Source organism: Vibrio sp. 14G-20, assembly GCF_026241515.1.
In the GTDB taxonomy this organism is placed as follows: Bacteria; Pseudomonadota; Gammaproteobacteria; order Enterobacterales; family Vibrionaceae; genus Vibrio.
In genome coordinates, this window is the sequence record NZ_JAPHPW010000006.1 from 49,818 (window position 1) to 75,773 (window position 25,956).

The 25,956-nt window shown below is 44.9% G+C and carries 22 protein-coding genes; 14 read left to right on the forward strand and 8 right to left on the reverse strand.

What is annotated here, in order from left to right; all coding sequences use genetic code 11:
* Positions 1-28 precede the first annotated feature (28 nt).
* From ubiE to tatC, 6 genes are all read left to right on the forward strand, one after another.
* Positions 29-808 (forward strand): bifunctional demethylmenaquinone methyltransferase/2-methoxy-6-polyprenyl-1,4-benzoquinol methylase UbiE, encoded by a 780-nt coding sequence (ubiE, locus tag OQJ75_RS07080; RefSeq protein WP_026012235.1) that lies wholly within the window; start codon positions 29-31, stop codon positions 806-808.
* A 98-nt stretch (positions 809-906) separates the two neighbouring features.
* Entirely contained in the window at positions 907-1,512 is a 606-nt protein-coding gene (locus OQJ75_RS07085; protein ID WP_265972254.1) for a ubiquinone biosynthesis accessory factor UbiJ, read from the forward strand.
* Positions 1,509-3,143 carry a ubiquinone biosynthesis regulatory protein kinase UbiB gene (gene ubiB, locus OQJ75_RS07090; protein ID WP_265972253.1) on the forward strand — a complete coding sequence of 545 codons (1,635 nt, stop codon included), beginning with the start codon at positions 1,509-1,511 and terminating at the stop codon, positions 3,141-3,143. The genes OQJ75_RS07085 and ubiB overlap by 4 nt, the downstream gene beginning before the upstream one ends.
* 54 nt (positions 3,144-3,197) lie before the next feature.
* Positions 3,198-3,452, forward strand: coding sequence for a Sec-independent protein translocase subunit TatA (gene tatA, locus OQJ75_RS07095; protein ID WP_017060154.1), 255 nt, complete (start codon positions 3,198-3,200; stop codon positions 3,450-3,452).
* A gap of 3 nt (positions 3,453-3,455) precedes the next feature.
* Complete coding sequence (tatB, locus tag OQJ75_RS07100; protein ID WP_048612432.1) at positions 3,456-3,863, forward strand: Sec-independent protein translocase protein TatB; 408 nt, start codon at positions 3,456-3,458, stop codon at positions 3,861-3,863.
* Between the two features lie 148 nt (positions 3,864-4,011).
* Positions 4,012-4,767, forward strand: a complete 756-nt coding sequence (gene tatC, locus OQJ75_RS07105; RefSeq protein WP_265972247.1) for a twin-arginine translocase subunit TatC — start codon at positions 4,012-4,014, stop codon at positions 4,765-4,767.
* Positions 4,768-5,055: 288 nt separating this feature from the next.
* Here tatC and OQJ75_RS07110 read toward each other — a convergent pair whose 3' ends face one another.
* Entirely contained in the window at positions 5,056-5,817 is a 762-nt protein-coding gene (locus OQJ75_RS07110; RefSeq protein ID WP_265972246.1) for a TatD family hydrolase, read from the reverse strand.
* A gap of 208 nt (positions 5,818-6,025) precedes the next feature.
* On the opposite strand from OQJ75_RS07110, the gene hemB reads away from it, so the two are divergent.
* The 3 genes from hemB (at position 6,026) to polA (ending at position 11,059) form a co-directional block, all read left to right on the forward strand.
* Positions 6,026-7,069, forward strand: coding sequence for a porphobilinogen synthase (gene hemB / locus OQJ75_RS07115; protein WP_265972245.1), 1,044 nt, complete (start codon positions 6,026-6,028; stop codon positions 7,067-7,069).
* Positions 7,070-7,147: 78 nt separating this feature from the next.
* A complete protein-coding gene (locus OQJ75_RS07120; protein ID WP_265972243.1) occupies positions 7,148-7,582 on the forward strand; it encodes a GNAT family N-acetyltransferase in 435 nt (144 codons plus the stop codon).
* 678 nt (positions 7,583-8,260) lie between these two features.
* Complete coding sequence (gene polA / locus OQJ75_RS07125) at positions 8,261-11,059, forward strand: DNA polymerase I (RefSeq protein ID WP_265972241.1); 2,799 nt, start codon at positions 8,261-8,263, stop codon at positions 11,057-11,059.
* Between the two features lie 506 nt (positions 11,060-11,565).
* Here polA and OQJ75_RS07130 read toward each other — a convergent pair.
* Both OQJ75_RS07130 and yihA read right to left on the reverse strand, forming a co-directional pair.
* Positions 11,566-12,171 (reverse strand): GTP-binding protein, encoded by a 606-nt coding sequence (locus OQJ75_RS07130; RefSeq protein ID WP_265972239.1) that lies wholly within the window; start codon positions 12,169-12,171, stop codon positions 11,566-11,568.
* Positions 12,172-12,401: 230 nt separating this feature from the next.
* On the reverse strand, positions 12,402-13,061 hold the full coding sequence (gene yihA / locus OQJ75_RS07135; RefSeq protein WP_102388165.1) for a ribosome biogenesis GTP-binding protein YihA/YsxC: 660 nt from the start codon (positions 13,059-13,061) through the stop codon (positions 12,402-12,404).
* 148 nt (positions 13,062-13,209) lie between these two features.
* Here yihA and OQJ75_RS07140 point away from each other — a divergent pair, with 148 nt between their 5' ends.
* From OQJ75_RS07140 to hemN, 5 genes are all read left to right on the forward strand, one after another.
* Positions 13,210-13,827: a c-type cytochrome gene (locus OQJ75_RS07140; RefSeq protein WP_012602993.1), complete on the forward strand. Its 618-nt coding sequence runs from the start codon at positions 13,210-13,212 to the stop codon at positions 13,825-13,827.
* A 557-nt stretch (positions 13,828-14,384) separates the two neighbouring features.
* Positions 14,385-15,023 (forward strand): class I SAM-dependent methyltransferase, encoded by a 639-nt coding sequence (locus OQJ75_RS07145; RefSeq protein ID WP_019826511.1) that lies wholly within the window; start codon positions 14,385-14,387, stop codon positions 15,021-15,023.
* Positions 15,023-15,580: a Der GTPase-activating protein YihI gene (gene yihI, locus OQJ75_RS07150; RefSeq protein ID WP_017060163.1), complete on the forward strand. Its 558-nt coding sequence runs from the start codon at positions 15,023-15,025 to the stop codon at positions 15,578-15,580. The genes OQJ75_RS07145 and yihI overlap by 1 nt, the downstream gene beginning before the upstream one ends.
* 6 nt (positions 15,581-15,586) lie before the next feature.
* Positions 15,587-16,075, forward strand: a complete 489-nt coding sequence (locus OQJ75_RS07155; protein WP_248373588.1) for a DUF2489 domain-containing protein — start codon at positions 15,587-15,589, stop codon at positions 16,073-16,075.
* Positions 16,076-16,405: 330 nt separating this feature from the next.
* On the forward strand, positions 16,406-17,797 hold the full coding sequence (gene hemN, locus OQJ75_RS07160) for an oxygen-independent coproporphyrinogen III oxidase (protein WP_248373590.1): 1,392 nt from the start codon (positions 16,406-16,408) through the stop codon (positions 17,795-17,797).
* Between the two features lie 94 nt (positions 17,798-17,891).
* Here the strand turns inward: hemN and OQJ75_RS07165 are convergent, their stop codons facing one another.
* From OQJ75_RS07165 to glnA, 5 genes are all read right to left on the reverse strand, one after another.
* The gene (locus OQJ75_RS07165; RefSeq protein WP_265972234.1) at positions 17,892-20,492 is read right to left on the reverse strand and encodes a GGDEF and EAL domain-containing protein; all 2,601 of its coding nucleotides are present in this window, start codon (positions 20,490-20,492) and stop codon (positions 17,892-17,894) included.
* A 108-nt stretch (positions 20,493-20,600) separates the two neighbouring features.
* The gene (gene glnG, locus OQJ75_RS07170; RefSeq protein ID WP_248373594.1) at positions 20,601-22,004 is read right to left on the reverse strand and encodes a nitrogen regulation protein NR(I); all 1,404 of its coding nucleotides are present in this window, start codon (positions 22,002-22,004) and stop codon (positions 20,601-20,603) included.
* Positions 22,005-22,125: 121 nt separating this feature from the next.
* Positions 22,126-23,202: a nitrogen regulation protein NR(II) gene (gene glnL, locus OQJ75_RS07175; protein WP_248373596.1), complete on the reverse strand. Its 1,077-nt coding sequence runs from the start codon at positions 23,200-23,202 to the stop codon at positions 22,126-22,128.
* 167 nt (positions 23,203-23,369) lie between these two features.
* On the reverse strand, positions 23,370-23,939 hold the full coding sequence (locus OQJ75_RS07180; protein ID WP_248388676.1) for a DUF4124 domain-containing protein: 570 nt from the start codon (positions 23,937-23,939) through the stop codon (positions 23,370-23,372).
* A gap of 216 nt (positions 23,940-24,155) precedes the next feature.
* A complete protein-coding gene (gene glnA / locus OQJ75_RS07185) occupies positions 24,156-25,565 on the reverse strand; it encodes a glutamate--ammonia ligase (protein WP_248373600.1) in 1,410 nt (469 codons plus the stop codon).
* Between the last annotated feature and the right edge of the window lie 391 nt (positions 25,566-25,956).

The window sequence follows — 25,956 nt, forward strand, 5'->3', positions numbered from 1 at the left end:
ATGAGAACTTACCATGGTAGATAACAGCATTATGGACACAAGCGTGCAGACAAATTCAGCAGTAGAGTCAGAAACCACACACTTTGGTTTCGAAACAGTCGCGAAAGACGAAAAAGTCGCGAAAGTAGCAGAGGTATTTCACTCTGTAGCCGCTAAATACGACATCATGAATGACTTAATGTCGGGTGGTGTTCACCGCTTGTGGAAGCGATTCACGATTGATTGCAGTGGCGTTCGCCCGGGTCAACGTATCCTAGACCTTGGTGGTGGTACTGGCGACCTTACTGCGAAATTCTCGCGCATCGTTGGTGAAAAAGGCCACGTGGTTCTTGCTGATATCAACAACTCAATGCTGAATGTTGGCCGCGATAAACTGCGTGATAGCGGTATTGTTGGCAATGTACATTACGTGCAAGCTAATGCTGAGGAACTACCATTCCCAGACAACTACTTCGATTGCATTACCATCAGCTTCTGTCTGCGTAACGTAACCGATAAAGACCAAGCGCTGCGTTCAATGTACCGCGTGCTTAAGCCGGGTGGTCGTTTGTTGGTTCTTGAGTTTTCTAAGCCAGTGCTTGAGCCACTATCAAAGGTTTACGATGCCTACTCTTTCCACCTATTGCCAAAAATGGGTGAGCTGATTGCTAACGATGCAGACAGCTATCGTTACCTTGCAGAATCTATCCGCATGCACCCTAACCAAGAAACCTTGGAAGGTATGATGCAAGAAGCGGGTTTTGAAAATACTAAATATTTCAACCTAACGGGCGGCATTGTTGCGCTGCACCGCGGTTACAAGTTCTAGTCGAACTTGGTAGCAGGCTCGTTGAGTGTGCAAAAAAATAAGAATAAAGATAGAACGGATAGGTTAAGGCTTATCCGTTTTCAAAGGTAAGGACAGTCATGCCATTTGATCCATTGGTAACCGCGGTTATTGAAACCTCTTTAAATACTTTCGTGAACGATGATCCAGCTTTGGTTCGTCGTTTGTCTCGTTTAAAGGGGCAGATCATTCAAGTTAATTTGAAAGAGCTGAATAAAACTCTCACTTTCGTTTTTAGCCAGCAAATTGATGTGTTGTCTGAATACGAAGGACAACCTGATTGCTACCTATCTTTGAATCTGTCGGTACTGCCAGAATTGCGTGAGCAATCGAACATCACCAAACTGATCAAGCAAGACAAGCTGATCTTAGAGGGTGATATTCAACTGGCTCAGAAATTTGCTCAGCTAATGACAGACTGCAAGCCAGACTTGGAAGAGTGGCTATCGCGAGTGACGGGCGACGTGGTTGCTCATACCTTGGTACAAGGCGTTAAGAATGTCGGCGGCCTTGTGGCTAAGCAAGCGACTAAGCATCAAAACCACCTCGCTCAGGTATTAACTGAAGAGTGGAAGATTGCACCAGCGCCCTTAGAAGTGGCACATTTTTGCGATCAGGTTGATGACGTGAAAAGCTCAGTTGCACGCCTTGAAGCTAAATTGAACACTCTGTTGGAGAAAGCATGACCCCAACAGAACTGAAACGTCTTTATCATATTATCAAGGTACAGTTAGAGTACGGCCTTGATGAGTTGATGCCTGAGCACCAGTTGACTAAAGCCCCTTTGCTGGCGAGAAAGTCACTGTTTTGGCTCAAGAATAATCATCAAGATAAAGAATTAGGCCACCGCTTGCGTTTAGCGTTGCAAGAGTTAGGGCCTGTTTGGATTAAGTTTGGTCAGATGATGTCAACGCGTCGCGACCTATTTCCTCCTCATATCGCTGATCAGCTGGCGCTACTGCAAGACCAAGTGGCGCCGTTTGATGGTCAATTGGCTAAGCGAGATATGGAAAAAGCCCTCGGTGGTAGCCTAGATAACTGGTTTACCGACTTTGATATCGAGCCACTGGCTTCAGCTTCTATCGCTCAGGTGCATACTGCGAAGCTTAAAGAGAGCGGTCGTGAGATTGTTCTGAAGGTAATTCGCCCTGATATTCGCCCGGTGATTGATGCAGATCTAAAACTGATGCACCGAATGGCGCGTATAGTCGCTAAGTCGCTTCCTGAAGCACGTCGTTTGAAACCTGTTGAGGTGGTTCACGAGTACGAAAAAACGTTACTTGATGAACTAGACTTGCGCCGCGAGGCAGCGAATGCGATTCAACTGCGACGTAATTTTGAAGGCAGCGAAGAGCTTTATGTCCCAGAGGTTATCCCTGATTTAAGCAGTGAAACCTTGATGGTGTCAGAGCGAATCTATGGTATTCAAGTTTCAGATATTGAAACGCTGAACGCCAATGGCACTAACATGAAATTGCTGGCTGAACGTGGTGTGACGGTATTCTTCACCCAAGTGTTCCGCGACAGCTTTTTCCATGCAGATATGCACCCGGGCAACGTATTCGTTAACCCAGAAAATCCAGATAACCCGCAGTGGATTGGTTTGGATTGTGGCATTGTCGGCACGCTCAACAGCGAAGATAAGCGCTATTTAGCCGAAAACCTGCTGGCTTTCTTTAATCGAGATTACCGAAAAGTTGCCGAGCTTCACGTTGATTCGGGTTGGGTGCCACACGACACCAACGTCAACGATTTCGAATTCGCGATTCGCATGGTGTGTGAGCCGATTTTTGCAAAACCCCTTGGTGAGATCTCATTTGGCCATGTGTTGCTAAACTTATTTAATACAGCAAGACGTTTCAACATGGAGGTTCAACCTCAGTTGGTGCTTCTGCAGAAGACCTTGTTGTATGTGGAAGGCCTAGGCCGCCAGCTGTATCCGCAACTTGATTTGTGGGCAACGGCTAAGCCTTTCCTTGAAACCTGGATGATGAATCAGGTGGGGCCGCAAGCTGTGATTAACGCAGTAAAAGAGCGTGCGCCATTCTGGGCAGAAAAACTGCCAGAGCTGCCAGAGCTACTTTATGACAGCTTGCGCCAAGGTAAAGCGATGAACCACAGAATGGATCAGCTTTATCAAGGCTATAGAGATAGTAAGCGTCAGCAAGCAACTGGGAAGTTTTTGTTTGGCGTTGGAGCAACTTTAGTCGTATGCTCCGCAATATTAGTTTCAAGCCCTTATGAGCAGCTATCTATGGGCTGTGGCATCGCAGGTGTCACATTTTGGCTGCTAAGTTGGCGAGCTTACCGTCGTTAGACAGTAGACTTCCTTAATATTTTTTATGTGTAGACAGACCCGAGGACAATGACAATGGGTGGTATCAGTATTTGGCAACTTCTAATCATTGCTGTAATTGTAATTTTGCTATTCGGAACGAAGAAGCTGCGCGGCATGGGTGGTGACTTAGGTTCAGCGGTTAAAGGCTTCAAAAAAGCAATGAGCGATGAAGACAAGCCTGCAGATAAGAAAGATGCAGACTTCGAACCAAAGAATATTGAACAGCAGAAGACAGAAGCTCACGCTGAAACAACTGCTGAAACAAAGAAAGACAAAGAGCAGGCGTAAATCGTGTTTGATATCGGTTTTTGGGAACTGGTATTAATATCTGTCGTTGGGTTAGTGGTTTTAGGGCCTGAGCGTTTGCCCGTGGCGATTCGCAGTATTTCCAAGTTTGTTGGACAAGCGAAAAGCATGGCAAATAGTGTGAAAGATGAACTTTCTCATGAGCTTAAGGTGCAAGAGCTGCAAGAAAACCTACGCAAGGCGGAAAAAATGGGTATGGAAGATTTATCTCCAGACCTTAAAGCGTCAGTCGATGAACTCAAGCAGGCCGCTGCTGAGGTTCAACGTCCGTATGCTAAGCCTGAGTCTGATAAGCCGAGTGAGACTAAACCTAGTGTCACGGAAACTGTGGAATCTGAAACCATTCAGGTCAACAGTGAAGCTTCAGCACCGTCAGATAAGAAAGCCGAATAGTCTCGCAAGGAGGAGTCGCCAGATACTTGAGTCGCTAGATGTTTAAGTCGATAGCTATTTAAGTAGATATCTATTCAAGTGGATACCAATTCAACTGGATAGATAGGTGCGCGGCTCCTTTTCGATCTTCCTGTTTAAGAGGTTTGACATGTCTTCGACTGAGCAGACACAGCCTTTAATTAGCCATCTTCTAGAACTACGTAATCGCCTACTACGTGCGATTGTCGCGGTTCTGGTGGTATTTGTTGGGCTAATTTATTTTGCTAATGATATTTATGAATTCGTATCAGCACCTTTGGTAGATCGCTTACCTGAAGGCGCGACGATGATCGCAACTGATGTAGCGTCACCATTTTTCACACCCTTAAAACTGACCTTGATCGCGTCTATATTCCTCGCGGTTCCGTTTATTTTGTATCAGGTGTGGGCTTTTGTTGCTCCGGGTTTATACAAGCATGAAAAACGCTTGATCATGCCGCTATTGGCTTCAAGTTCATTGCTGTTTTACTGTGGTGTGGCGTTCGCTTACTTTATTGTATTCCCATTGGTATTTGGCTTTTTTACGGCCATATCATTAGGGGGAGTAGAGTTCGCAACCGACATCTCAAGCTATCTTGATTTTGTACTCGCGTTGTTCTTTGCTTTTGGTATTGCCTTTGAAGTGCCAGTTGCGATTATCTTGCTGTGTTGGACAGGGGCAACAACGCCTCAATCTCTATCTGAAAAGCGTCCTTACATTGTTGTGGGTGCTTTCATCATCGGTATGATGCTGACACCACCAGATATGATCTCGCAAACACTGTTGGCGATTCCAATGTGTATTTTGTTTGAGATTGGTCTGTTCTTCGCTCGTTTTTATACGCGTAAGCCAGATGCGGATGAAGAGGAAGAAGCTGAATCTTGATTCGGAATGCTTCAGTAAAAATCACATAATAAAAAAGCGGCCTAGGGCCGCTTTTTTATTATGTCTGTTTATCGAATCTTTAACTGATAGCCACAGTTATGACATATATAGAGCTCTTTAATCCCTAATATTTTATGCCATAGAGTTCGATGTTGACGTTGTAAGTGTTGTGAATGGTCACACATAATCAACTACCTCCATATGCAGGTGGTTGATAGTATACATATCACTTTGTTTTAACAAATAAATAGGCTATAAATTCATAAAATTAAGTTATTAATGGTTTTATCATAAATTAAATAGTGATTTAGCATTTGTGGTGGTTATGATTTCGACTTCTTCAAGGGTAATTCCGCGCAGTTCAGCGATGCGTTTTGCGACCAATTCTGTGTACGCGGGCTCATTGCGTTTACCTCGATTTGGCGCTGGCGCTAAATAAGGGCAGTCTGTTTCGAGAATGACGTAATCCATATCAAGATGTGGAATCACCTTATCCATCCCTGAATTCTTAAAGGTCGACACGCCACCTAAACCTAAGTGAAAGCCGAGTGCGTTGATCGCTTGAGCTTCCTCTAAACTGCTGCCAAAACAGTGGAACACGCCACGTAAGCTGCCATCTTGTTCTTTACGAAGTAGGGCAAGTGTCTCTTCAATGGAATCTCGCGTGTGGATCACCACAGGTAGATCAAGCTCTTTTGCCCACTGCAGCTGAGTCACAAACGCCATCTCTTGTTCTGCTTTAAAGGTTTTATCCCAGTACAGGTCGATACCTATCTCACCCACGGCGATAAAGTCATGCTTATCGAACCAAGCTCGAATGGTTTTCAGGGTCTGTTCGATATTTGCATCCACATAACAAGGGTGTAAGCCCATCATTGAACGACATACCTCCGGAAATTGAGCTTCCGTCGCGAGCATTGGCTCGATAGATTCTAAATCGATGTTAGGCAGTAGAATGGTATCAATACCTTGAGCAAGCGCGCGTTGCACGACTTGTTCGCGGTCTTCATCGAATTCGCTCGCGTAAATATGGGCGTGGGTGTCGATCATTGTTGTGTCCTGAAAGCAGTCTTTTCTGAGTTGTCATGAGTATACGGCAGTGTGAGGAGAAGGTCATTTTTTGCCATTTCTCCCTGTTTTTGAGTGGGTTTTTCGCTTTACTGCTAGCGTCCTGAGCCATCAGTGATATGCTTTTGCCAGTATTTAGCACTTTTCATATCTAAGCATTTTGGTGTTTAGACTAGGCAAGGAGAATCTAGTGTCTGTTTCAATTCAAGGTCAATTCCCAGGTCGTCGTATGCGTCGTATGCGTAAACATGACTTTAGCCGTCGCTTAATGGCAGAAAATCAATTGTCTGTGGATGACCTAATCTACCCAATGTTTATCCTGATGGGTAAAGACCGCCGCGAGCCTGTCGAGTCAATGCCAGGTGTTGAACGCTTGTCGATCGACTACATGCTTGAGGAAGCAGATTACCTGTCAAAGCTCGGTGTTCCTGCGATTGCTCTATTTCCAGTCGTGAACCAAGATGCTAAAAGTTTATGCGCAGCTGAAGCTCATAACTCAGAAGGTTTGGTGCAACGAGCAGTACGTTTACTCAAAGAACACGTGCCAAACATTGGCGTTATTACTGACGTAGCACTAGACCCGTTCACCACTCACGGCCAAGACGGCATCATCGATGAAGATGGTTACGTGATGAATGACGAGACGACTGAAGTCTTGATCAAGCAAGCATTATCACACGCTGAAGCGGGTGCGGATGTGGTTGCACCGTCAGATATGATGGATGGTCGCATTGGTAAGATCCGTGAAGCGTTAGAAGAAGCGGGCCATATTCATACTCAGATTATGGCGTACTCTGCGAAATACGCATCGTGCTACTACGGTCCATTCCGCGACGCAGTCGGCAGTGCTTCGAACCTGAAAGGTGGTAACAAGAAGAACTACCAGATGGATCCTGCGAACAGCGATGAAGCGATTCACGAAGTCGCGATGGACCTTAATGAAGGTGCGGATATGGTGATGGTTAAGCCTGGCATGCCTTACCTTGATATTGTTCGTCGTGTTAAGCACGAGCTACAAGCGCCGACATTTGCATACCAAGTGTCTGGTGAGTATGCGATGCACAAAGCAGCGATTCAAAACGGTTGGCTGAAAGAGCGTGAAACCGTCATGGAATCACTGTTGTGCTTTAAGCGCGCTGGTGCTGATGGCATTCTTACTTACTTCGCTAAAGATGTCGCAGAGTGGCTTGCTGAAGATAACGCACAAGCTGCTGAGCACCTGCAAGGCAAGTAAGTACGATCAAGCAAACCATATGATCATTAAAGGGTTGGCCGTTGTGCCAGCCCTTTTGTTTTATTAGGATGAAACAAGATGTCTGTCATTGTGCGTGAAGGCTCATTAGAAGAGGTGGTTTCTGTTGTTGAACAGATTACCGAGTTTGCCAAAAAAGAGAGTGTAGCGTCTTTATCGGAGCGATTAGCGGGTAAAACAAGCCTGATCCTCGTTGCTGAAGAAGCGGGTGTGTTACTGGGTTTTAAGATCGGTTATGAATTGGATGAAAACACATTTTATAGCTGGTTTGGCGGTGTTTCATCATTGGCGAGAAACAAAGGTGTGGCGCAAGCGCAACTTGATGTTCAAGAACAGTGGGTGAAGCAGCAGGGCTATCAACAACTGAAAGTGAAGTCTCGTAACCAGTTCCCCGCAATGTTGCGCTTGTTATTAAGAAACGGTTACCTAATCGAAAAATTTGAAGAAAAAGAAGACATTAATGACCATAGAATCCATTTTTTGAAGCAAATTTGAGCACTGCTGTTAACGGTTTATAAATTAAATGAGATTTATTATCATTTAAGTGTTGACTATCAAATGAGAATCATTATTATTAACTTTGTCTTAGGGAATGAGGAAATGTTCACAAGGATGTTAAGTACTCAAGTATCTACTTGGTTACCCAACAGAATTCTCGCGAACTTGTACTAAGTTCTTTTTGACACGACATTGCTCACATTGCTTCCAGTGTAATTTATAGCTTTTAGGTAAAGCTGTGGTATTCAATTTGAATGGCTTTACCGGTTTTTGCTAGGCGACATCTTCGGGTGTCGCTTTTTTTATACCTCCATTTCAACAAGATGCATATTTAGTGGCACATATTTTTATGAATAAAACGCCATCAGTATTCTTTTCCACAACGCAAGATCGTAAAAAGATCGTTGATCATATGTTCGATCTGTAATTTTATTCTTTATTTTCATGTGTTTATTGGTGTTTTATTGCTTGTTGTGCTTAGTTTTCAACAAGGTGGATAAATAATATAAACAGAGTTATCCACAGAACGCTTGCGTCTAAGAACAAAAAATAACAATAAATCGATTATAACGAACACAACCGAGTGAACGGATACAGATCGACAACGTGGAATCCAACTAACAGACGTGGCATTCTTAACAGATAATTTCTGTACTTACTGGATACACAAACATTATGGCTCGTATTCCTGATAATCCATTGATTCTGATCGATGGCTCTTCTTACCTATATCGCGCGTTCCATGCTTACCCTGGCACAATGAGCAATGGTGATATCCCAACCAACGCCGTTTACGGTGTAGTTAACATGTTGCGCAGCATGATGCGTCAATTTGCTTCTGATCGTATTGCGGTAATTTTTGATGCGAAAGGAAAGACGTTCCGTGATGACATGTACCCAGAGTACAAGGCAAACCGACCACCTATGCCTGACGATCTTCGTTGTCAGATAGAGCCTCTGCACAATGTTATTCGTGCGATGGGTTTACCACTTATCTCTATTCCTGGCGTTGAAGCGGATGACGTAATTGGTACGCTGGCTTCTCAAGCTTCAGCTCTCGGTATGCCTGTACTTATCAGTACTGGCGATAAAGATATGGCGCAGCTTGTCGATGACAACGTTACTTTGATCAACACCATGACCAACGTAGTGATGGATCGTGAAGGCGTGATTGAGAAGTTTGGCATTCCGCCAGAGCTTATTATCGACTACCTTGCGCTGATGGGCGATAAAGTCGATAACATCCCAGGTGTTCCGGGTGTCGGTGACAAGACAGCGACAGCTTTGCTGCAAGGCATTGGTAGCATCGAAAAGCTGTATCAAAACCTGGATGATATTGCCGCTCTTGGCTTCCGTGGTTCAAAAACCATGGCTAAGAAGCTGATTGATAATAAAGACAACGCTGAGATGTCTTATGAGCTTGCAACAATCAAACTGGATGTTGAGCTTGAAGAGACGCCTGAGTCATTAGTAAAAGCCCAACCAAACACGGATGAGCTGATTAAGCTATACGGTCAACTGGTCTTCAAGTCTTGGTTGAACGAGCTACTTGAAGGTGGCAGTGGTGTGGTTGAGGCGGATGAAAAGTCGGGCGCAGTGCGTAGCAATACGGCATCAACCACTTCTACCGTAGAAATGAATACCTCTGCCGTGACGATTGATCGCAGCAACTACGAAACCATCCTCGATGAAGCGTCATTCAATGTTTGGCTAGAGAAATTGAAAGCGGCTGAAGTGTTTGCTTTCGATACCGAGACAGACAGCCTAGATTACATGGTGGCGAACCTCGTTGGCCTGTCATTTGCGACTGAAGAAGGCGTTGCCGCTTACGTGCCGGTTGCTCATGATTACCTAGATGCACCGCAGCAGCTGGATCGTGATTGGGTACTTGAACAGCTTAAGCCGATTCTTGAAGATGATGCACAAGCGAAAGTAGGTCAGAACCTTAAGTATGATATGAGTGTGCTAGCGCGCTACGGTATCGAGATGAAAGGCATCAAACACGACACCATGTTGGCGTCTTACGTTTTCAATAGCGTAGGTGGCAAGCATGATATGGACAGCCTAGCGCTGCGTTTCCTACAGCACAGCTGCATCTCATTTGAGCAAATCGCAGGTAAAGGTAAGAAGCAGCTTACTTTCAACCAGATTGAGCTGGGTGAAGCGTCTCCATACGCTGCAGAAGATGCTGACGTGACACTACGTCTTCATAACCGTTTGATGGAAAACATTGAGCAAGATGAAAAGCTAAAAGCCATCTATGAAGAAATCGAAGTACCACTGCTCCCTGTAATGTCTCGCATTGAACGCACTGGCGTATTCATCGATGACATGTTGCTAGGGGCTCAATCGCAAGAGATTGCGGTTCGTCTGGATGAGCTAGAGCAGAAAGCCTACGAGATTGCAGAGCAAGAGTTCAACATGAACTCACCAAAACAGCTGCAAGCGATCCTGTTTGAGAAAATGGGTCTGCCAGTAATCAAGAAAACGCCATCAGGTGCACCTTCAACCAACGAAGAAGTGCTTCAAGAGCTGGCTCTTGATTACCCGTTACCTAAGCTGATCATTGAGTATCGTGGCCTTGCGAAGCTGAAGTCGACGTACACAGATAAACTGCCGAAGATGATCAACGCTGAAACGGGTCGTGTTCACACGTCTTATCACCAAGCGGTGACAGCAACGGGTCGATTGTCTTCAACAGATCCAAACCTACAGAACATCCCAATTCGTAATGAAGAAGGTCGTCGTATCCGCCAAGCCTTCGTTGCACAACATGGTTGGAAGATTCTAGCGGTCGATTACTCTCAAATTGAATTGCGTATCATGGCGCACCTATCGGGTGACAAAGCGTTACTGGAAGCGTTCCAACAAGGTAAAGATATTCACGCAGCAACTGCTGCTGAGATTATCGGTGTTGATATTGATCAGGTAACTACTGAACAACGTCGTCGTGCGAAAGCGGTTAACTTTGGTCTTATCTATGGCATGAGTGCGTTCGGCTTGGCTAAGCAGCTTGGTATTCCTCGTGGTGAAGCACAACATTATATGGACACTTACTTTGAACGCTACCCTGGCGTGATGCAGTATATGGAAGACACACGTAGCACAGCTTCAGAGCAAGGCTTTGTTGAAACCATTTACGGTCGTCGTCTACATTTACCAGAGATTCAATCTCGTAATGGTATGCGTCGTAAGGCGGCTGAACGTGCGGCGATCAACGCGCCAATGCAAGGCACAGCGGCAGACATCATTAAGAAAGCGATGTTGCTGGTTGATGAGTGGATTCAAGCTGAAGGCGATGGTCGTGTGAAACTGCTTATGCAAGTACACGATGAATTGGTATTTGAAGTGGAAGAGTCAGCTTTAGCCGAAATTGAAAGTAAAGTACAACAATTGATGGAGTCAGCCGCTGATCTAGAAGTACCGTTAGTCGCGGAAGCTGGCCACGGTGACAACTGGGATCAAGCCCACTAATCAGTTTTTGACCTTATTAAGTAAATTAGTATGAGCCAGTGCACAAACACTGGCTTTTTTTTGTCTCGAATAAAGATGGGCTATGAAAAGAACTTAGGTGTTTTAATAAAACATTCATGAAAAAAAACTACAAAAGTTGTTTTCATCTCTGAGCAATTGTTGTACATTAAATCTCGTAGGGTACAGAGGTAAGATGTTCTATCTTTCAGACCTTTTGTTTCACGTTATTGGATTAGGCTGATTCAGCCGCCCCAGTCAGTATTTGACTGGGGCGTTTTTTCTTGTGCCAAAGAAAAATATTTCCAACCTACTATTACTCCGTAAACCCGCCCTTTTTAGTGTCTTTTCTTACGATTTCTCAAGCACAGTGATAAACACCTGATTTGCCTTAGAGCTGGAACTCGATCAGCTTTTGGTAATTTAAATCCATCCTTAAGTCGATTGTTTTATCACTTAAAATAACTTTTACATTACAAATGACAGATAAAGGATTGATGGCTCACGCCTTATTTATCAGTGTATTGAGTCGGTGAATGCTCAATGTACTCCATAATTTCTTGTTGTTTCTCAGTACTGTATTTTAGCGCTTCGGCGGTGATCTGGATGGATTGCGCCATAGAAGAGATATTGTGGGTCGCTTTTACCAAGGTTTGCTGCATGGGTTTTAGGATAAGTAGGTAGATAGCAGTCAACGCGATGACAATGACAGCGACCACAGCCACTAACGCAATGATGATCTTGGTCTGAATATCATCCAACAGCATTTGACTGGTCTTTTTAAAGGCGAGTCGAGATTGGTCTAAGGCTTGTGGGAGTTTATTGAGTGATGTCTTGGTAGAGCTGGCGAGCTTATTAATGCTTTCGACGGTCTGATTCAATGCTTGCTGCTGATCTTCACTGAGGTTGGGGTTGTTGACGATCGCCTGCAAAGATTGCGATATCACCTCAAGAGATTCACTTGCCTCCTGAGCATACTTCTCCATGCCATCGAGATCTAAGGTCATATCAACATTGACCAGAGCGGCCTCGGTCTTGGTCTGTTCTGCTTCAGAGGCGAGCCCTGTTAATGAGACCAGCATAAGTGCAATGATGGCCAATGGTGTTTTCCACATGAGTACTCCTTTCTCATTGTTCTGTTTATTTCGGTGTGTCTTTTAGTATGGTTCACTTCTATTGGTTTAAGTGGATAAATGCGGTCTCTATCGCTAATAATTCAGGCCTAACTCACTAATTTTCTGGCAAAAAAATACCCCGCTTTTATAGTGCGAGGTATTGATAAGGCTAAATCACTGGTTGTCAGTGCTTTAATCCCTAACTATAGATAAATCTATAGTTAGGAGAACTACTCTGAATCGTTGTGCTCTTCGTCCGCTAGCTCATCAATGAGTTGGTCAGCGAAAGCTGGGGCAAACCACTCATCCATCTTGGCACGCAGTTGGTCAACGCCGATGCCTTTCATTGAAGAGAAAACATCAACCGCAACATCACCACCGAAAGATTTCGCGTCGTTACGGATTTTCAGTAGCTGTGCTTTACGCGCACCACTTTTCAGTTTGTCTGCTTTTGTTAACAAAACCTGTACTGGGATACGGCTATCGATAGCCCAATAGATCATTTGTTGGTCAAGGTCTTTCATTGGGTGACGGATATCCATCAATACCACTAAACCTTTCAGGCTTTCACGTCGTTGTAGGTATTCGCCTAGCGACTTCTGCCATTTTTTCTTCATCTCAAGTGGTACTTGAGCAAAGCCATATCCAGGTAAATCGACGATATGACAACCGTCCGTTACCTTAAATAGGTTGATTAGCTGAGTTCGACCGGGTGTTTTACTGGTTTTCGCCAAGCTTTTTTGGTTTGTAACGCGATTTAGCGCGCTAGATTTACCAGCATTGGAGCGTCCTGCAAACGCAATTTCGATCCCTTCGTCTTCTGGTAAATGACGAATATCAGGTGCACTGGTAATGAAATGCGTGTTTTGATAATGAATTTTTACGCTCACTGTTAACTCCATCTCGACTTTGTGTAGTCGATTGATTACTTTTTTGTGAATTTGTGTAAAATAACCGTGCTCGGCATAAGGTCGCCTATTGTACCATGAGTGGCAACATAGAGTGGTACTGGAAGCTTGATAATTATAATGGAATGTCATGAAGAAATTAGCGCTAATTTTGAGTCTTTTAGCCAGCTGCTCAGTATGGGCTCAAGGTAGTATTGAAGCTGGTAAAGCCAAATCACAAACATGTGTTGCCTGCCACGGTGCTGACGGCAACAGTCTGATCACTCAGTACCCTAAGCTGGCCGGTCAACATGAGAAATATCTAGAGAAGCAGTTAAAAGAGCTTAAGCTAGGTATGACAAGTGGTGGTAAGCAAGGTCGTTACGAACCTGTAATGGGTGCAATGGCGATGCCTTTATCTGAAGAAGATATGGCTGACCTAGCGGCATACTACGCCTCTCTACCTATCTCTAGTAACTCTACTCCTGAAAATGTAGTAGATGAAGGTAAGGTTCTTTACACAGCGGGTAACGCAGAACGCGGCGTAACGGCGTGTATTGCTTGTCACGGCCCTCGTGGTAATGGTACCGAACTTTCTGGTTTCCCTAAGATTTCAGGTCAACACGCAGATTACATCAAGGCTCAACTTGAAAAATTCCGTGATGGTGACCGTAATAACGACATGAATGCGATGATGCGTGATGTAGCTAAAAAGTTAACAGACGCTGATATTGATACCTTATCGAAGTACGTTGGTGGTTTACACTAATTTGTCGGTTTCTTGCTCTTAGCCAGAGTAAAGGAATGTACGTTCGAGCGAGATTGAAGAGACGCCCCGATCAGTAATGGTCGGGGCGTTTTCTTTTGTATCGGTTTTATTAATGTATTTTGTGTTTATGTCTGATTTATCAATGTGTGATCGATTTGTGTACAAAAGTGTGAAGTCGCACTCTTGTAGTCTTTTTGTAACACGGTAAAGTAACCGCCATCAGCTAGGAGCTGACTTAGATATGGATGATCATCTAGTCTAACGGTATAGACAGAAATGGATCAGGCTAGGACAGCCCAGTAACAAGGTGTTAGAAAAGGATAGCCAAAACTCATCAGGATGATGAACAACAAACAAATTTGGCATGGAAAGCACCAATAACAAATGGAGGTTTGTGTACCGAGTTGAGTATGCAAATTTTGGCCGATATAGGCAGATTTAGAGAGCGATAGGTTTTCCTATCGCTTTTTTTATTGATTTGATGAAAAAACACCCAATACCTCTCCACTATAAACTCAGTTTCTGGTATGTTTCGCATCCCTGTTTAAGGATGTGCTATGTATACTTGTCCCTTATGCCATCACCAAGGCGTGAATCACTATTTTGAAGACAAACGCAGAGCCTATCTGCAGTGTCAGCAATGTGAACTGGTATTTGTTAAACCTGAACAAAGGTTAGAAGCAAAAGAAGAAAAAGCACACTATGATCTCCATGAGAACGATCCTAGTGATGCAGGCTATCGCCGCTTTTTATCTCGCATCGCAGATCCTCTAACAGACAAAATTTCATCTAACTCACAAGGGTTGGATTTTGGTTGTGGCCCAGGCCCTACGCTATCTATTATGTTAGAAGAAGCCGGACACACCATGGAGTTGTACGATATCTATTACCACCCAGAACCCTCTGTGTTGGAAAAAACGTATGACTTTATGACTGCCACGGAGGTGATAGAGCATCTTTATCACCCAGACAAAGTGTGGCAGCAATGGTTGAATTTAGTTAAACCCAAGGGCTGGATTGGTCTTATGACTAAACTAGTAATAGACGTAGACGCGTTTGCTGGTTGGCACTACAAGAATGACCCGACACATGTCGTCTTCTTTAGTCGTCAAACATTCCAGTTTTTGGCAGAGCGGGATAAGCTCGAACTAGAATTTTTTGGAAATGATGTAATTTTACTGAGGAAAGTGCAGTAATGGGTCGTAGTAAGAAATCAAGAAAGCCGGGAGCACTTGGCGCTCCGGAACCTATGGTTACTCGTAACCGTAGTGAATCTGATGTTGAAGGTCGTGAACGTAAGCGTGTTAAAAAGCGTAAAGGCCTTAAGTCTGGCAGCCGTCACTCAGATGGTAGCGAAGCAAAACAGCGTAAAGCTGCACAAGCTCGTGACCCTCGTTTAGGCAGCAAGAAAAAAATCCCGCTGATCGTTGAACCAGCGAAGAAGCCGACTAAACAAGAGCGCAAGCTATCTAACGAACAAGAGTTAGAGATGCTTGAGAATGATGCTCAACTGAACACACTGCTAGATCGTATCGAAAATGGTGAAAACCTAGGTGCTGGTCTACAGAAGTTTGTTGATGAGAAACTTGATCGTATCGAACACCTAATGGGCCGCTTAGGTCTACTAGAGCCAGAAGACGATGAAGAAGAAATCTTCGAAGAAGCACCGGTTGCATCTAAGAAGAAAGCGAGCTCTGACGAAGACTTGCTATCTCAATTCGAAGATTTCGATTTAGACAGCTTTAAAGGTTAATAGCCAATGAACGTAACCTTATTAGCAATTGCTGGTGGAATTATCATTCTCGGCTTGGGCTCTTACGCAGGTTACCTTCTACTTCAAGTGAAGAAGCAGACGGAGTTGCAAAAGCAGCATCAAGCACTAGCCATTGAAAAACGTAACGCGACGATTTACGACAACGTAAATACTTTGTGCTTAGCGGGCATTCAAGGGCAATGTGACTTACCTGAGATCAGTATCCGAGTGTGTATCATTATGGATAATGTTCAGGGTGATGAGCGTGTCGATTTTGATTCTGAGTATCCTGCTCTTTCTGAGCTGTACCATATCGTAAAAGATATGGCGCGCGGAGATGCAAGACAGGAACTGACGAAGAAAGAACGCATGCAGCAGAATCTCACGCGCCATAAGGCAGAGACTCGCTTGAATGATGCGGTCATTGAAGATCTGAAAAGGTTGCAAGAGAAGGTTAAACCTCTCAACAACCAAATCAACATTCAGATGATCTAGTCGCTAAGACTTTTAAATTAGAGGTTCGTTTAATACAGGGTGTTCTTGAGATACGTTGTTTTTGAGACATATAGTTTTAATACGCCTTGTTCTTAAGACACCTTATCTATGTAGATAGTGTTAAATGAGCCTTCTTACCTTTTGCGTCTCGTTAATCCCGACGCTTTGTTAGTGATCAAGCTAGCAGTTCTGAGTTTTTGTCTAAAAAATTGATTTTGTCTTGGAACGACCTTACAGGTCGTGTGGCAAAATAACCCGTCTATATTTTAATGTATGTAAAATGATTTGAGAGACCTTAGGTTCTCGCGGATCTAAATTGGAAATACCGCTATGTCGAGCAAGCCAGTAACAACGAATCAGCAAATCGTTTGGGATCAAGAGATCTTGAACAAGTACAACTATTCGGGACCTCGTTACACCTCATACCCAACTGCGTTGGAGTTTCATGAAGCGTTTACCGTCGCTGATTACGACATGGCGTGTACTCAATACCCTGAGCGTCCACTTTCTCTTTACGTGCATATCCCGTTCTGCCACAAGCTTTGTTACTACTGTGGCTGTAATAAAGTCATTACTCGTCACTCGCATAAAGCGGATGAGTACCTTGATGTGATTGAACATGAAATCCGCCAACGCGCCTCTTTATTGAATGGCCGTGAAGTGACGCAATTGCACTTCGGTGGTGGTACGCCAACGTTTTTGACCAAGACACAAATCACTCGCTTGATGATGATTCTGCGTGATGAATTTAATTTCACCGATGACGCTGAAATCAGCATTGAAGTTGACCCGCGTGAGATTGAGCTAGACGTACTTGATCACCTGCGTAGCGAAGGCTTCAACCGCCTGAGTATTGGTGTTCAAGATTTCAATAAAGAAGTACAGAAGCTGGTTAACCGTGAGCAGGATGAAGAGTTCATCATTGCGATGGTTCAACGTGCGAAAGAACTGGGTTTCCGCTCAACTAACCTTGATTTGATTTACGGCCTACCAAAGCAAACTCAAGCTTTGTTCGCTGAAACATTGAAGCAAGTGCTAGAGATGAAACCAGGTCGTTTATCGGTATTTAACTACGCACACATGCCTCAGCTGTTTGCTGCGCAGCGTAAGATTAAAGACGAAGACCTACCAGAAGCGAAAGAGAAAATGGCTATCTTACAAGATACCATCGAGACGCTAACGGGGGCGGGTTACCAGTTCATCGGTATGGACCACTTTGCTCTACCTGAAGATGAGCTTGCAGTAGCACAGCGTGAAGGCATTCTGCATCGTAACTTCCAAGGCTACACTACCCAAGGCGAAGCTGACCTAATTGGTTTCGGTGTTTCTGCGATCTCTATGGTGGGTGATGCTTACGCACAAAACCAAAAAGAGCTGAAGAAATACTACGCTCAGGTGAATGACCTGCGCCACGCACTTTGGAAAGGTGTGGCACTTGATAGCGATGACCTTCTACGTCGTGAAGTGATCAAGCAGCTTATCTGTAACTTTAAGCTGGATAAGACCATGATCGAATCTGAGTTCTCGGTTAACTTTAATCGTTACTTCAAGGAAGACTTAGAGCTTCTACAAACCTTCATTAACGATGAGCTGGTTGAAGTCGATGACAAAGAGATCCGCGTGACTCTGCGTGGCCGTTTGCTGATTCGTAACATCTGTATGTGTTTTGACAAATATCTACGTGCCAAGGCTCGCCAACAGCAGTTCTCTCGCGTTATCTAATCGCTCGATTGAGAATAGAAACATAAAAAATGCCAGCATCATGCTGGCATTTTTGTATCTGTGTATTGCTACCCTAAGACTGTCTACAACCTGGCTAGGTAGCGCTCTCTTTGATGCTTTGTTTACTTTTGGTATTTTGTTGAGCGTTGGCATTCTTTTGAACATTGCTGAGGTCGGTTGGCCATTGGTCAAATGGAACTGGACGACTGTATAAGAAACCTTGAGCCAGCGGGCACTGCAGTTGCTTGAGGAGTTCAGCCTGTTGCTGTGTTTCAACGCCTTCTGCCACCAAGCTTACTTTGAAACCCTTAGTGATGTTAACGATGGCCGCCACGATGGAGCTGTCGAGGCTCTCTTTGTTGAGCTTGCTAACGAAGCTACGATCGATCTTCAGGCAATCAAATGGCAGCTTTTGCAGATAGGCTAGGGAAGAGTAGCCAGTACCAAAATCATCAATTGCGATTGAGATCCCTAATGCCTTTAGTGTCAGCATGTTATCGATGATGGTCGGGTCGTTGTCGACGATACGTGATTCGGTGATCTCTAGTGTCAGGTTACTCGCTGGCAGCTTGGTGTCTCGCAGCGTGCCTTTTACTTGTTCAACAAAGCCACTTTCGCTTAGCTGGTCGACCGATAGATTGACGTGAATCGAGAAGTCTTTGCTCCACTTTCCTGACTCAATCGCGATGGCTGTATCTCGACAGGACTTATGCAGAATTTGTTTTCCGATATCGTAAATGAGCCCGTTCTCTTCCGCGAGGGGAATAAACTCGAGCGGAGAGAGCACCCCTTCATCGGTTATCCAGCGTGCTAAAGCTTCTGCCCCTATGGTTGAGCCGGATTCCAGATCAATAATAGGCTGGTAAAACGGTTCGAACTGTTGGAGCTCAATCGCTCGGTTCATTCGCGCTAGCATCTTGGTGCGATGTCTCGATGCGTTACCCATCTCAGGGCTGTAAATGCTGACACTGGTTTTGTCTTGTTTCGCGTTGCTCAGTGCAATGCTGCTGCTGCGTAGCAGGAGTGTAATGTCGTGGAGATTCGAGACATTCACTATCCCCATCGATACCTTAATCACCACGCTTTCCGATTCCATTGAAAATGGGGAGGCGAAGGTTTGAAGTAAGCGGTTAGTCAGTAGCTGAACATCATCGCTTTGCGTAACGTTTGGCGCGTAGATGGCAAACTCATCACCACCAGTTCGAGCTAGCAGGTATTCGGATGGCAGTGTGCCTCTTAAACGAGCGGCCGCAATGATAAGTAGCTGGTCACCATTGTAATGACCAAGGCTGTCATTGATGTCTCGAAAGCGATCGATACCAATCAGATACAGCGTGCCTTCTTCGTTGTTAGGGTGTTTCTTGGCCGCATCAATAAAGCCTTCACGGCTGTATAGCTTGGTTAATGAATCATAGGTAAGCTGAGACTGTAATGCGTGAAACGAGGCCTTTAAGTTGTTGGCCATTTCATTGAATGACTCCACTAACATGCTGGTTTCATAGATATGCCCCGTCTTTGGCATACTCGTGTCCCAATCGCCTTTAGCAAGGCGTTTGGCTGCATCTGCTGTCGAGGTGATGGGTTGGGTTACGCGATTAAAGGCAACTAATCCTGCAATGACCCCAAGGCAACTCAGTGCTAGCCCGAGCAACCAACTGTTTCTTTGATTTTCTGGCAATTCACCGAGCAGATAGCTTTCAGGGATCGAAACCCCAATAAACCACGTGAGGCCATGCTCATCTTCGTAGGGGGTGATTTGGTTGAAGTATCGTTCGTTGTCTAGGCGGAAGTTAAAGCGCTGCTCGCCCAAATTATCGATTAGGTGGAATTGGTCTACGTAGCTAGCACTTTCACGTATGACTGGGTTAGCACTCTCTGTTGCCAGTAAGCGTTGGCCTTTGTCCGTTTTTCCTGTTCCCCATGAAACGACACTGCCTCCGCCTGAGTGCGCGACCAAGCGTTGCTGCTTATCGATGATATAAACAGAGGCATCTGTTCTATCTTTGAGTTTTCTGAGAAACGCATTGAAGGTATTAATCTTGATGTCGCTGACGACGACGGCTTTGAATTCATTATCATCATAGATAGGCGCGAGAGCAGATAAGGTGATTTCTTGGCGTTCGTCAGCATTAGCATAAATTGGTGACCATACTGCTTTTTTCTGTGTCGCAACGGGGGTGTACCAAGGACGGATTCTTGGATCGTAACCTGATATCACCGATCGAATGTCTTCACTAATATTGCTGCCACGGTAAATGACCAACTGATCATTGGTGCGTTCGTCTTGCACCATCAAGGTGTAGCCTTTGTTGGCTTCTTTACGGAAACCGACGTAGTTACCATCTTCAGAACCAAAGCCGATCACATCGAGTTGAGGTACAGCAGTGTAATGGTCTGAAAACGTATAAAAAATATAGTCTTGGACCTTACTAAGATTGCCCGCTTGATAAAGATGGTGGTAGCCGATGTTATGACTGAGCGAGAGGTTCGCGTGAAATGGCTTTTCTAAAAAATTAGACAGGCTTTGATGAACATTGTCAGTCAGTGATGTCAGTTGGCGTGCACTAACATCACTCACCATCTCTTTGTAGCTTAGCTTTTGAGTGAAAACCATTACGCCCATAGTGAACAGAAAAATCATCACGAATGGCAGAACCACTGCGGATCTCAAAGTAATTTGTGTTTTCAAAGACATCTTTAGCTACAACTTTGGTGAATAGTGTACTGTAATTGTACCGATACTATCCAAACCAAGCGACACTTTTTTGGTTAAAAAGTAGCTGCATCGAGAATCATATAAGGTCTAGTACAGTTCTTTGAGTTTACGAGTTAGGGTATTTCTTCCCCATCCCAAAACCTTAGCTGCGTCCTGTTTATGACCATTAGTATGGTGGAGTGCAGCCTCTAGCAGTATACGTTCAAACTCTGGCAGAGCATAAGTCAGCAGTTCTTTTTCTCCTGAATCAAGCGCACACTTTGCCCAATTAGCGAGCAGTTGTTGCCAGTTATCTCCGGTACCAGAAGTGGTCACTACTTTCTCTTCCAACAGCTCTGGTGGCAGGTCTGAAGGGAGAATTTCGCTTCCGCTCGCCATCACGGTGAGCCAACGACAAATGTTCTCAAGCTGACGCACGTTACCTGGCCAATTGAGCTGGTTGAGCTTCAAAATGGTCTCAGGATGCAGTGTCTTCACTTCTACACCGAGCTCTTCGGCGGCGGATGCTAGGAAGTGATGAGTCAGCTTTTCAATGTCTTGTTTACGTTCACGCAGTGCCGGGATATGGATTCGGATAACGTTGAGTCGGTGGAAAAGGTCTTCACGGAAGTCGCCTTCATGCACCAATCGTTCAAGATCTTGGTGGGTTGCGGCAACGATACGAACGTCAACCTTAACCGCAGAGTGTCCACCGACACGATAAAATTGGCCATCAGAAAGTACACGTAGTAAGCGAGTTTGAATATCGAGTGGCATATCGCCGATCTCATCAAGAAATAGTGTACCGCCGTTGGCTTGTTCGAAGCGCCCTTGGCGAACGCTGTTAGCACCAGTAAAGGCGCCTTTCTCGTGGCCAAACAGTTCAGACTCGATCAGATCTTTGGGAATTGCTGCCATGTTCAAGGCAATGAAAGGTTTTTTAGCTCTTGGGCTGTGACGATGCAGAGCGTGAGCGACCAATTCTTTACCGGTACCCGATTCACCATTGATCAGCACGGATATGGATGAGCGAGACAAACGGCCAATAGCCCGGAAAACCTCCTGCATTGCTGGTGCTTCACCGATGATTTCTGGTGCGTTGGTGTCTTCAGCGACTTCACTTGCTTGCTCGCGTTTCTGCTCTTGGCTGTGCGCGATTGCTCGTTCTACTAGAGTCAATGTCTCATCAATATCGAACGGCTTTGGTAGATATTCAAAGGCGCCTTTTTGATAAGCATTCACCGCCGCATCAAGGTCTGAGTGCGCGGTCATAATGATCACGGGCAGGTCGGGAGAGCGCTGGTGAACTTGTTGTAACAGTTCAATTCCGTCGATGCCAGGCATGCGAATATCAGACACCAATACGTCAGGTGTCTCACGCTCAAGCGCAAGCAACACGCTCTCAGCATCAGCAAATGTTTCACACTTTATATCCGCAGATGAAAGCGTTTTCTCTACTACCCAACGGATAGAGCTGTCGTCATCGACGACCCAAACGTATCCCTTACTCATAATTCAATTCCTTTGCAGCCAAATCTATTGTGATAATCATTGTTGTTTTTATGATGTCTTAATCTTTGTGTTACCGAGTTAAGCCTTTCATCTCGCTGTCTAATCGCGAAGTTCTGGTGACCTAAATCGGAAGGTAAATCGTGAATGTGGTGTTGCCCGGCCAGCTTTCAACATCAATTTTCCCATTGTGTTGATCGATCAGGTTTTGAGAAATCGATAGCCCCAGCCCCGTTCCACCTTCTCGTCCGCTGACCATTGGATAAAACAGGGTGTCTTTTAAATCATCGGGGATACCCGGACCGTTATCGCTGATCTCAATACGAGCCGCGAGTTTGTGTCGCTGCCCATGAATATTTGCTTGATGCACCGTTCTGGTGCGAATAGTGATTTTTCCAGAATCCTGAGTCTTTAAAATCTGCGCTGCGTTGCTCACAATATTAAGCATCGCTTGTTCAACCTGTGCCGAATCCATCAAGATGTCCGGTAGGCTAGGGTCGTAATCCCTTTCAATAGCCAGTGTTGAGCCTGATTCAAGCTCTACCAACTGTCTTACTTTCTCAAGTATCTGATGGAGGTTCTCTTCTGACTTAGTCCCCGGCTTCTGAGGGCCAAGCAAGCGGTCGACCAAAGCTCTTAGGCGGTCGGCTTGCTCAATAATGATCTGTGTATATTCATTAAGAGACTGATCAGGAAGCATTTTTCCAAGTAACTGCGCCGCACCTCTCAAGCCGCCTAATGGATTCTTAATTTCATGTGCTAACCCGCGTACTAGCAACTTAGCCGCTTGTTGTTGTGCATGTTGGTTGAGTTCTTGGCTAAGACGTCTTTGCTGGTCTATCTTGCGCATCTCTACCAATAACAAGGTTTCACGTTGCCAAGATATTGGGCTAACTGTGACTTCAAGCATCAGTGGGCGATTATCGACAACAAAGGTAACATCACTGTCGGTAATGCTCTGGCCACTTTGCAGAGGTTGTGTCAGGAGGGCTAAATCGAGAGAGGCATGTTGGATGAGTTGACTCAATGGATGATCAACGATGCGTCTCGCGCTTTGTGAAAAGAGTTGTTCAGCCGATGGGTTGGCGTATCGCACATACAGTTGTTCATCGAGCATCAAGGTCGAGGTCACCATATTGTCGAGAATGGCGCTGGAAAGTTGATGTGTATCTATGCTGTCGCGTTTCGCTGATCGATTCACTATTTCGTCCTTGAACTGGTGTTTTCTTTCTGCACCAATTTGGTGCGTAGCTAAGTTCAAGTATGGCGCATATTAATCAGAAGCTAAAGTTAATTCATTAAAGCTGCTGAAAGCTGTTGAGAACAGGTGAAAAGTTGAGGTAATTCAGTCTCTTTTAACACACAGGCCTACTTGATCGTCGCTCGATGTAAATACACGGTGACTGGACTAGTAGATGCAATAAGCTTGCCGCTTCTATGTGCTTGAATTGCAATGGTGTGAGTACCTCGATCGATGTCTTTTAATTCCCAAATAGGTTGGGTCTGTGGGGCGCCATATCGACGGCCATCAAGTATTAATTGTAATTGCTCCCCTATACCAAGTTTTCGGTTGAGATCTATCTGAATCGGGATTAAGCCACGGTTGCTGCGAATAGTTTGATCATGAATTGGAGTCAGCATGGTAAGGGCTAATTGAGTGGGAACCTCGCGTTCTGTGGTTTCTGTTCCTGCTTGATTTTTATCTGGCGCTGCCGTTTTAGTTGTAGATGAAGCCGTGGCGTCAACCGGAGTAGAGGCTTCAAATTTAGGGGCGGGTGCTGAAGCTTGCACATCTGGCAGGCGAAGGGCCTCGGCATCTTGATCGCTAGGGTTATCACTAAAGTGGAGCACGCCATCTTCATCTACCCAGGTATACACCGTTTGAGCAGAGCATGAGAGTGCGACTGTTAACCCGATCAGGAACAGTATATTTTTCATATCTTTAGCCTCTTTTCACAGCTAGGTGATTTCACGTTTGGCGTTGGTTTTATTGTATTTAGCGCGACAGCCTCTGAGGACTTTTGTCTAAGGTATGGTACGAGGAGGGGAGCGTCGAGAGAATATAAAAAAGGCCCACCTGCGAGGCGAGCCTAATATTTTTTAGCACTTCTTACATGTTGCAGTAAGAGTCACTACACGATTATTAATCGAGGATTAAACTGAGTAGTACAGTTCAAACTCAAGTGGGTGTGTAGCCATGTTCACGCGTTGTACGTCGTCAGATTTCAGAGTGATGTAAGAATCGATGAAATCGTCAGAGAATACGCCGCCAGCTGTTAGGAACTCACGGTCTTCGCTAAGCGCTGCTAGAGCTTGCTGTAGAGATTCTGCAACTGTTGGGATCTCAGCTGCTTCTTCTGCAGGAAGGTCGTATAGATCTTTATCCATAGCTTCGCCTGGGTGAATCTTGTTCTTGATACCGTCAAGGCCAGCCATAAGCATTGCTGAGTAGCATAGGTATGGGTTAGCTGCTGGGTCACCAAAACGTAGCTCGATACGACGTGCTTTAGGGCTTGGTACTACTGGGATACGGATAGAAGCTGAACGGTTACGTGCTGAGTAAGCAAGCATTACCGGTGCTTCGAAACCAGGTACAAGACGCTTGTACGAGTTAGTTGATGGGTTAGCAAACGCGTTGATTGCACGAGCGTGCTTGATTACACCACCGATGTAGTAAAGAGCCATTTCAGATAGGCCGCCGTACTTATCACCAGCAAACAGGTTAACGCCGTCTTTTGCTAGAGATTGGTGAACGTGCATACCAGAACCGTTGTCACCAACTAGTGGCTTAGGCATGAATGTCGCTGTTTTACCAAATGCGTGAGCAACGTTGTGTACAACGTACTTGTAGATTTGAGTTTCATCAGCTTTCGCTGTTAGCGTGTTGAAGCGAGTTGCGATTTCGTTTTGACCCGCAGTTGCTACTTCGTGGTGGTGAGCTTCAACTACTAGGCCCATCTCTTCCATTACTAGACACATTGCTGAACGGATGTCTTGAGATGAATCTACAGGAGCTACTGGGAAGTAACCGCCTTTAACGCCAGGACGGTGACCTTTGTTACCGCCTTCGATGTCAGAACCTGTGTTCCAAGCTGCTTCTACGTCATCAATCTTGAAGAAAGAACCAGACATGTCGTTTGAGAACTTAACGTCATCAAATAGGAAGAATTCTGGCTCTGGACCCACTAGAACTGTGTCAGCGATACCTGTAGAACGTAGGTATTCTTCAGAACGTTTAGCGATAGAACGTGGGTCACGGTCGTAGCCTTGCATTGTTGCAGGCTCAAGGATGTCACAACGGATATTTAGCGTTGCGTCTTCTGTGAATGGGTCCAGTACAGCAGAAGCTGCGTCTGGCATCATTACCATGTCAGATTCATTAATGCCTTTCCAACCAGCTACTGAAGAGCCGTCAAACATTTTGCCTTCTTCGAAGAAGTCTGCATCAACTTGGTGAGAAGGAATAGAGATATGCTGCTCTTTACCTTTTGTATCAGTAAAACGTAAGTCGATAAATTTAACTTCGTTCTCTTGGATCAGGGATAGTACATTTTCTACTGACATCTTGGATAACCTCCAGTGTTATTAATTCGGTATTAGCTCGATTCGGTTGAAACTAGCATTGATTAATGTCTATAAGTGCATTAATCGATGCTGATTTATCTATAGCCAAAAACGTGCCAAAAAAATTATTCCATTAATTTCAATAATTTAGTTGTTTTTCTGTTTTGCCTTATCTGGTTTTTGCACCAAAATGATCTTCACTCGCACCTTATTGGTGCAATCGTTTGTCTGTGCACCAATATGAGACACGAGCGAGCACCATTCAGCAATGAATTGCCTAAGTTGTCAATCCACTTTTGTTATTTTGCCGGAGATTTGGCTTGCCACTCGCAGGTGATACTTTTTAGGGTCCTACGAATTTAGCTACTCAACACTGTACTGAATCAAAGTT